Source organism: Streptomyces sp. NPDC086077, assembly GCF_040686175.1.
Lineage (GTDB): Bacteria > Actinomycetota > Actinomycetes > Streptomycetales > Streptomycetaceae > Streptomyces.
Genome location: NZ_JBFBJT010000222.1, coordinates 1 through 8,341 on the forward strand (window position 1 = coordinate 1; position 8,341 = coordinate 8,341).

6 protein-coding genes are annotated in these 8,341 nt (G+C 72.3%); 3 read left to right on the top strand and 3 right to left on the bottom strand.

Features of this window, described 5'->3' with window-relative positions; all coding sequences use genetic code 11:
- Positions 1 to 355: 355 nt before the first annotated feature.
- The gene (locus AB0O67_RS35030) at positions 356 to 904 is read right to left on the bottom strand and encodes a MarR family transcriptional regulator (RefSeq protein ID WP_365459379.1); all 549 of its coding nucleotides are present in this window, start codon (positions 902 to 904) and stop codon (positions 356 to 358) included.
- 139 nt (positions 905 to 1,043) lie between these two features.
- On the opposite strand from AB0O67_RS35030, the gene AB0O67_RS35035 reads away from it, so the two are divergent.
- Positions 1,044 to 2,318 carry an MFS transporter gene (locus AB0O67_RS35035; RefSeq protein ID WP_365459394.1) on the top strand — a complete coding sequence of 425 codons (1,275 nt, stop codon included), beginning with the start codon at positions 1,044 to 1,046 and terminating at the stop codon, positions 2,316 to 2,318.
- 63 nt (positions 2,319 to 2,381) lie between these two features.
- Here AB0O67_RS35035 and AB0O67_RS35040 read toward each other — a convergent pair whose 3' ends face one another.
- Both AB0O67_RS35040 and AB0O67_RS35045 read right to left on the bottom strand, forming a co-directional pair.
- Positions 2,382 to 4,028, bottom strand: coding sequence for a SpoIIE family protein phosphatase (locus AB0O67_RS35040; RefSeq protein WP_365459382.1), 1,647 nt, complete (start codon positions 4,026 to 4,028; stop codon positions 2,382 to 2,384).
- Positions 4,029 to 4,274: 246 nt separating this feature from the next.
- Entirely contained in the window at positions 4,275 to 5,642 is a 1,368-nt protein-coding gene (locus AB0O67_RS35045) for an FAD-dependent oxidoreductase (RefSeq protein WP_365459385.1), read from the bottom strand.
- Positions 5,643 to 6,045: 403 nt separating this feature from the next.
- Here AB0O67_RS35045 and AB0O67_RS35050 point away from each other — a divergent pair, with 403 nt between their 5' ends.
- Positions 6,046 to 6,789, top strand: a complete 744-nt coding sequence (locus AB0O67_RS35050; protein WP_365459388.1) for a helix-turn-helix domain-containing protein — start codon at positions 6,046 to 6,048, stop codon at positions 6,787 to 6,789.
- A 225-nt stretch (positions 6,790 to 7,014) separates the two neighbouring features.
- Positions 7,015 to 8,341 (top strand): sigma-70 family RNA polymerase sigma factor (locus AB0O67_RS35055; protein ID WP_365459391.1); only part of this gene is annotated, 1,327 nt, incomplete at its 3' end.

The following is an 8,341-nucleotide window of genomic DNA, read 5'->3' on the forward strand; positions in this document are numbered from 1 at the left end:
CCTTCGGTCTTGCGTTTCCGACTCTATCAGATCTTTTCTCGACCTGATCCCCAGTCAGCGGGGTTTGTCTTCCCGGCCCTTCGGCCGTTCCGACGTCTCAAACCTTAGCGGATCCTCTCGGTGATTCCCAATCGAGCCGATCGGGGCCGCCGAGTCCCATTCGGAATTGAATTCGGGCATGCCTAATTCGTTCCCGGGGGGAGGTCGCGCTGATGGTTTGGTTGCCGCTCACGCGGCGGGAGGTGCTGCCGGAGAACCGTTACGGCTCCGCGGCAACCCGAAGAACTTTACGGATCGGACGGGGGGCTGTCAAGCACCGCCTGTCCATCCATCCGTAAGGAGCTGCAGGCCCTGGTCAGTCGAGGTCGCTGAGGCGGCCGCCGGCGTCCGGCTGCGCGTGCTCCACCCGGCGAAGGAGCCTGGTGAGGACCTCGCCGAGGGCAGTTCGGTCGTCCGGGGACAGGTCCTGGAGGAGGTCCTCCTCGAAGACCGTCGCGAGGCGCATCGCCTCCAGCCACTTCTCGCGGCCCTCGGAGGTCAGCTCCACGATCACCCGCACACGGTTGTTCTCGTCGCGCTCCCGGGTCACCAGCCCCTCGGCGACCATGCGGTCGATCCGGTGGGTCATCGCGGCCGGGGTGAGGCCGAGGCGCTTGGCGAGCTCGCTGGGGCCCAGCCGGTAGGGGGCGCCGGACAGGACGAGGGCCTTGAGGACCTCCCACTCGGCGTTGCTGATGCCGAGAGCGGCGGTCTGGCGGCCGTAGGCGACGTTCATGCGGCGGTTCAGCCGCGACAGCGCCGAGACGATCTTCTCGACCTGCGGATCGAGGTCCTGGAACTCGCGCTGGTAGGCCGCGATCTGTTCTTCGAGGGTCGGCTCTGTGGCACCGGGGGTGTCGCCCATGGATCGAAGTATGGCACGGGGCCGTTGGTGTTGAAGTCCTTCTGTATGTACTCTTTACATTCTAAGTTTAGCTTCGAAGTCTTCAGGCCTAACCTCTGAAGGCTCCACCATCCTGAGAGAGGTGAACGTGACCAGGGCGATGGGCGCAGCGATGCGCCGGATCCACGTGGGTAACGCACTCAGCGCCTTCGGGCTCGGCTTCACGGTCCCCTACCTGTACGTCTACGTGGCCCAGGTGCGAGGGCTGGGGGCCGTGACGGCGGGGCTCGTCCTCGCCGTCTTCGCCGTGGCCGCGCTGATCGTGCTGCCGTTCGCCGGGCGGGCCATCGTCCGGCGCGGTCCGCTGCCGGTTCTGCTCACCGCCTTGGTCACCGCCGCCGTGGGGGCACTGAGCCTCGGGCTCGCGAGCAACGCGACCGCCGTACTGCTGTCGGCGGCGGTGCTGGGTGCCGGGCAGGCCGTGATGCAGCCGGCGCTGGCGACGATGATCGTGGACTGCTCGTCGGCGGAGACGCGGTCGCGGGCGTTCGCGACGCAGTTCTTTCTGCAGAACCTCGGGCTCGGCGTCGGTGGCCTCATCGGAGGGCACCTCGTCGACGCGACGCGGGTGTCGTCGTTCACCCTGCTGTTCGCGATCGAGGCGGCGATGTTCCTGCTGCTGGTCGTGGTGATGGTGACCGTGCGGATGCCGCGCTCGCCACAAATCGAGGTGGCCCCGGCGGCCGCGTCCGCCAAGGGCAGCTGGCAGCAGCTCTTGGGGAACCGGGCGATGGTGCAGCTGTGCGTGCTCGGGTTCGTGCTGTTCTTCGCCTGCTACGGGCAGTTCGAGTCGGGGCTCAGTGCGTACGGGGTCGAGGCCGCGGGGATCTCCACGTCCGCGCTGGGGACCGCGTTGGCCGCCAACACCGCGATGATCGTCGTGGCGCAGTTCCTGGTGCTGAGGTTCGTCGAGCGGCGCCGGCGGTCGCGGATGATCGCCGTGGTGGGTCTGATCTGGGCGGTGGCCTGGGTCGCGGCGGGGTACGCCGGGCTGGGGCACGGCAGTCAGGAGATGGTGACGGCCGCCTTCGTCTCGACGTACGCGCTGTTCGGGCTCGGTGAGGCGATGCTGTCGCCGACGGTGGCCCCGCTCGTGGCCGATCTCGCGCCGCGGGGGATGGCGGGGCAGTACAACTCCGCCTTCGCCCTGGTGAAGCAGCTGGCGTTGGCCGTCGGACCGGCGGTGGGCGGGCCCATGGGGGCCTCGCTGCACGCACCGTACATCGTGACGTTCCTGCTGTTCTCGCTGGGGATCACCGTTCTCGCGCTGCGGCTCGGTCGGCAGCTGACCGAGGCGCAGGATCAGCCGTGGCGGGCCCGCAGCCGTGTCGTGACGCGGGGCGGGGCGACGGAGCCGGTGCCGGCGGAGGCGTAGCCCTCGGGCGGCGGTCACGCCGTCAGGCGGTCACGCCGTCACGCCGAACAAGTCGTCACATCGTCACGACGGCTTGTTCGGCAGCGCGAACTCGCACCACACCGCCTTCCCACCGCCCGGTGTTCTGCGGCTGCCCCAGGACGAGGCGATCGTCGCCACGATCGCGATGCCACGACCCGACTCGTCACCCGGTTCCGCCCGGCGGCGGCGGGGCAGGTGGTCGTCGCCGTCGGTGACCTCGACGATCAGGCGGCGGTCTGTGCGGCGCAGGCGCAGCCGCATCGGTGGGGTGCCGTGCTGGAGGGAGTTGGCCACCAGTTCGCTGGCGGCCAGGACGCCCAGGTCGTGCAGTTCGGCCGGGAAGCGCCAGCTGCTGAGGACTCCGGAGGCGAAGGCACGCGCGCGTGGGGCCGCTTCCACGCCGCCGAGGAGTTCCAGGGCGGCGTTGCGGAAGAGTTCGCCGTCGGCGCCGGTCCGGGCCGGGTGCTGGAGGACGAGGACGGCCACGTCGTCGTCGTGGTCGGCGGTGACGCCGGCCGAGCGGAGCAGGCGGTCGCAGATCACCTGGGGCGTGCCCCTGGCGCCGGCCAGCGCGCGCTGGAGCGCCTCGATGCCCTCGTCGAGGTCGGCGTCCCGGCGTTCGACCAGGCCGTCGGTGTAGAGGACGGCCGTCGAGCCGGGGGCGAGCGGGACCGAGCCCGAGGCGTGCATCCAGCCACCGGTGCCGAGGGGCGGGCCGTTGGGCTCGTCGGCACGCAGGACCGTGCCGTTCTCGTCGCGGACGAGGATGGGGAGGTGGCCCGCGGAGGCGTACACCAGCCGGCCCTCGTTCGGGTCGTGGATGGCGTACACGCACGTGGCGATCTGGTTGGCGTCGATCTCCGTGGCGAGGCCGTCGAGGAGCTGGAGGACCTCATGCGGGGGGAGGTCGAGGCGGGCGTAGGCGCGGACGGCCGTGCGGAGCTGACCCATGACCGCCGCGGCGCGCACGCCCCTGCCCATGACGTCGCCGATCACGAGGGCCGTGCGGCCGCCGCCGAGGGTGATCACGTCGTACCAGTCGCCGCCGACCGCGGCCTCCGTGCCGCCCGGCTGGTAGGCGACGGCGATGCGCAGGTCGTCCGGCTGTTCGAGCTCCTGGGGGAGCAAGGACCTCTGGAGGGTCACGGCCGTCTCGCGCTGGCGGCGTTCGCTGGCTCTGACGCGCTCGGCCGCCTCGGCGTGGTCGGTGACGTCGGTGGCGAAGATCAGAACGCCGGCTCCGTCGCCGTCGGCCACGGGGGTGCAGGTGAAGGTGTAGGAGCGGCCGTCGGGGGCCTTGCGGGACTTGACCGTGCGGGGCTTGCCGCTGCGCAGGACCTGGTCGAGGAGGGGCAGCAGGCCCAGCTCGCGGAGTTCGGGGAGGGCCTCGCCTGCCGGTTCGCCCGCCGGGCGGCCGCCGAAAGCCGTGGCGTAGGCGTCGTTGATGTAGGCGAGGCGGTGGTCGGGGCCGTGGACGAGGGCGACGAGTGCGGGGACGCGCTCCAGGACCTCCCGTACCGGCAGTTCGTCGACGGCGGGGGCCGACGGGGGGTGGTCGGTCAGCTGTTCGGCGCGGGCCGTGGGGACGGAGCCGTCCCCGCGGCGGTCCGGGGTGACCGCCTGGTCGGTCCGCGCTGCGGCGCGGCGCTGCGTTCCGGGGAGCCGGGCGCTCCAGCGCGTGAAGTTCACGAATCCTTGCCTCGTGTAGTCGTCGTCGACCGGCTCCGGACCTGGCCCGGTCCCCCGGGGGGTGGCATGGCGGTGGCCATGCCCTGTTACGACCCCTGGGAAGTGCAGCACTTGGGAAAAGCCTCGTGGGTTCGGTGGCCGGGGTGGGCGGCGGCCCGCCCCGGCGCGGGGACCAGTCTGGCAGTGTGGCCGACCGGGCCGACATCCGTCAGACGCGGGGGTGGCCGTAGGAGTTCCTCGGGAAGGTCAGGTCGACCCCTTCGGGTCGTAAGGAGGCTTTCCACCGGCCGCGAGTTCGAACTCCGCTCGGGGATGTTCGAGTGAACCGAGGGAGACGATCTCCCGTTTGAAGAGGCCGGCGAGGACCCATTCGGCGAGCACGCGCGCCTTGCGGTTGAACGTCGGCACCCTGCTCAGGTGGTAGGCCCGGTGCATGAACCACGCGGGGTAGCCCTTCACTTTGCGCCCGTAGACGTGGGCGACGCCCTTGTGCAGTCCGAGGGAGGCGACCGAGCCGGCGTACTTGTGGCCGTACGTCCGGAGGGGCTCGCCGCGCAGGGAGTGGACGACGTTGTCGCCCAGAACCTTCGCCTGGCGGAGCGCGTGCTGGGCGTTGGGGGCGCACTCCGTGCCGGGCGCGCCGGCGGTGACGTCGGGGACGGCGGCGGCGTCACCCGCGGCCCACGCGTGCGCGTGCCCCTCGATCGCCAGCTCCGGGGTGCATCGCAGACGGCCACGGCCGTTGCGCGGCAGGTCGGTGGCGGCGAGCAGGGGGTGGGCTTTGACGCCGGCCGTCCAGACGACCGTACGCGTGGGGAAGCGCTGTCCGTCGCTGAGCACCGCCACCCGGTCGGCGCAGGACTCCAGGCGGGTCTCCAGGAGGACCTGGATGTTGCGGCGGCGCAGCTCGGTGATCGTGTAGCGGCCGAGTTCCTCGCCCACCTCGGGGAGGATGCGGCCGGTCGCCTCGACGAGGATCCACTTCAGGTCCTCGGGGCGGATGTTGTGGTAGTAGCGCGTGGCGTAGCGGGCCATGTCCTCCAGCTCGCCGAGCGCCTCGACGCCCGCGTAGCCGCCGCCGACGAAGACGAAGGTGAGGGCCGCGTCGCGGATGTCGGGGTCGCGGGTGGAGGAGGCGATGTCCATCTGCTCGATGACGTGGTTGCGCAGGCCGATGGCCTCCTCGACGGTCTTGAAGCCGATGCCGTGGTCGGCGAGACCGGGGACGGGCAGGGCCCGTGAGACCGAGCCGGGGGCGAGCACCAGTTCGTCGTACGGCAGCGGTTCGAGGCCGGCGCCCTCCTCCTGTGTGGCGAGGGTCGCGAGGGTCGCGAGGCGTTTGGCGTGCTGGACGGAGCGGACCTCTCCGACGATCACACGGCAGTCGGGCAGGACGCGGCGCAGCGGTACGACGACGTGGCGCGGGGAGATGGAACCGGCGGCCGCCTCGGGAAGGAACGGCTGATAGGTCATATATGGGTCAGGTGTGACGACCGTGATCTCGACCTCACCCCGACCGAGCTCCCGCCTCAGCTTCCGCTGCAGGCGCAGGGCCGTGTACATCCCGACGTAGCCGCCGCCGACAACGAGAATGCGCGCTCGTTCCTTCACCATCCCATGACGCACCCGGCGCTCGCGTTTGTCCACAGCCTCGACAATTTGTGTGACCGGGCCGGTAGCGGGCCCATGGTTGGCCGAAACGACCGGTCGGGCGGGAGCCGTGCAGGTCAGGAGGCGTGAACGGGGTGGCGTAAGGGGGCGCAATCAGGACGTATACGACCCGTACTCCGATCGGGGGGCGCTCCGTGCGGAACCTGCCCCTTCTGAATTGACTGCCTCTCAACTATGTTCGTGTGTCGACGGGGTGTAGGGGGATACGCCCGTCGGTTCTCGGGTTCGCGACGGGCGGCCCGGTGGCCCGGCGGGCAGGCTCGCGGTAGGGGCCTGTTCCCGGCGCTCCGGCTGCCGAATGCGGGGAGTGTCTCCGGGGGGAGACATCATTACCGGGGGATTTCGTATGCAGATTCAGGACTCTCGTTGGTCATCCGCAACTGCCGTCGCACCTGGTGGCGCGGTCGCGGCGGCGAGCAACGGACGCGGGGACGGCCCGCGGACCGCGCCGCTGCGGGTGGACGCACAGCGCAATCTCGAACACGTACTGCGGGCCGCGCGCGAGGTCTTCGGTGAGCTGGGTTACGGCGCGCCGATGGAGGACGTGGCGCGCCGCGCCCGCGTGGGCGTCGGCACGGTGTACCGCCGCTTCCCGAGCAAGGACGTGCTGGTGCGGCGGATAGCCGAGGAGGAGACCTCACGGCTGACCGACCAGGCCCGGGCGGCGCTCGGCCAGGAGGACGAGCCGTGGTCGGCCCTGTCGCGCTTCCTGCGCACGTCGGTGGCGTCCGGCGCCGGGCGGCTGCTGCCGCCGCAGGTGCTGCGGGTCGGCGTCCCCGAGGAGGAGGAACTCGACGGGACGCGTGTGCCGCAGCAGCGGACCCAGCCGGGCGGCGGTGAGCTGCGCCTCGTGCCGGAGCCGCCGGCGGCCGGGGACGACGCCGGTGCGGCGGCACTGCTCGACGTGGTGGGCCGGCTCGTGGAGCGGGCGCGCGCGGCGGGTGAGCTGCGGCCGGACGTGTCGGTCTCCGACGTCCTGCTGGTGATCGCGACGGCGGCGCCGGCGCTGCCGGACGCGGCGCAGCAGGCGGCGGCCTCGGCACGGCTGCTGGACATCCTCCTGGAGGGCCTGCGGTCGCGGCCGGTGTGACGGTGGGCGTGGGCGCGATCCCGCCCACGCCTCGCCCGTCCCTGGCCAACCCCGGTCCCCCGGCGGCCTGTTGTCCTGCCTCGAACGGCTGAGTCCTAGCACTGGCTCACGACAGGCCGCCACGGACGGGTGGATGGTTCGCACGACCACCTCCTGAACAAAAGCCAATATGGCAACCTGGCCCCTGTTCGGGACTGGCTGGGCAGGCGGCGGGGGCTTTCCGCAATGGGTGTTGACGGGCGGGACGAGTCACTCGGTGACGGGGACGGCGAGGCCGACGGCCTGCCCGCACCCCAGGTACCGGCGCAGCGCGACCGGCGGGAGGACGGCGTCCTGCCGCCGCCGATCGAGCTGCCGCCGTCCGACGCCGAGCTGCTCGGCCGGTTGCGCGCGGGCGACGACAGCGCCTACGAGGAGCTGTACCGCCGCCACGCGGAGGCCGTGCGCCGGTACGCGCGCACGTGCTGCCGCGATCCGCACACCGCCGACGACCTGACCGCCGAGGTCTTCGCCCGAGTGCTCCAGGCGGTCCGCGGCGGGCACGGCCCGGAGCACGCCGTACGCGCGTATCTGCTCACCACCGTCCGGCGCGTGGCCGCGAGCTGGACGAACTCCGCCAGGCGCGAGCAACTGGTCGACGACTTCGCGGTGTTCGCCGCCCAGGCCGGGCGGGCCTCCGAGGTGTCCGACACCGACACCCTGGACCTGGGCGCGGACGTGCGCGCCATGCACGCCGCCGAACAGTCCCTGGCCATGCGGGCGTTCCGTTCGCTGCCGGAGCGCTGGCAGGCCGTGCTGTGGCACACCGAGGTCGAGGACGAGTCGCCGAGCGAGGTCGCCACGCTCTTCGGGCTCGACGCCAACGGCACCCGCGTCCTCGCCAGCCGCGCCCGCGAGGGTCTCAAGCAGGCCTATCTCCAGGCCCACGTCAGCGCGACGCTCACCAGTGACGAGGAGTGCGCCCGCTACGCCGACCAGCTCGGCACGTATGCCCGTCGCAGGCTGCGCACCCGAGCCGAGCGGGGGCTGCGCCAGCACTTGGAGGAGTGCGCGAAGTGCCGGCTGGCCGCGAGCCAGATCGAGGACCTGGCGAGCAGCATCCCCGCGGTGGTGCCGGTCGCGGTCGTCGGCTGGTTCGGGGCCGCCGGCTACGCCAAGGTGGCCGGGATCGTCGCGGGCGGAGCCGGTGCGGCGGGGGCGGCGGAGGCCGTCTCCGCTGCGGGCGGCTCGACAGGGGGCGGGGCGGCGGCCAGCGGCTCGGGAGCAGGTGGGACAGCGGCCGGCGGCTCGGCCGGTGGCGGCAGTGGTGCGGCCGCCGGCGGCTCGGCCGGTGGCGGCAGTGGTGCGGCCGCCGGCGGTTCGTCCGGTGGGGCGAGCGGTGGGGGCGGTGCGGCGGCGTCCGAGGGCCTGGGAGCGCCCGTGAAGGCCGGGATCGCGGCGGGCATCGTCGCCACGGCGATCGCGGTCGTGGCCCTCGCCCTGGCCGGCGACGACCAGCCGGCCGACAGCAAGCCGGCGGCCAAGCCCCCCGCGTCGGCCCCGGCCGCCCCGC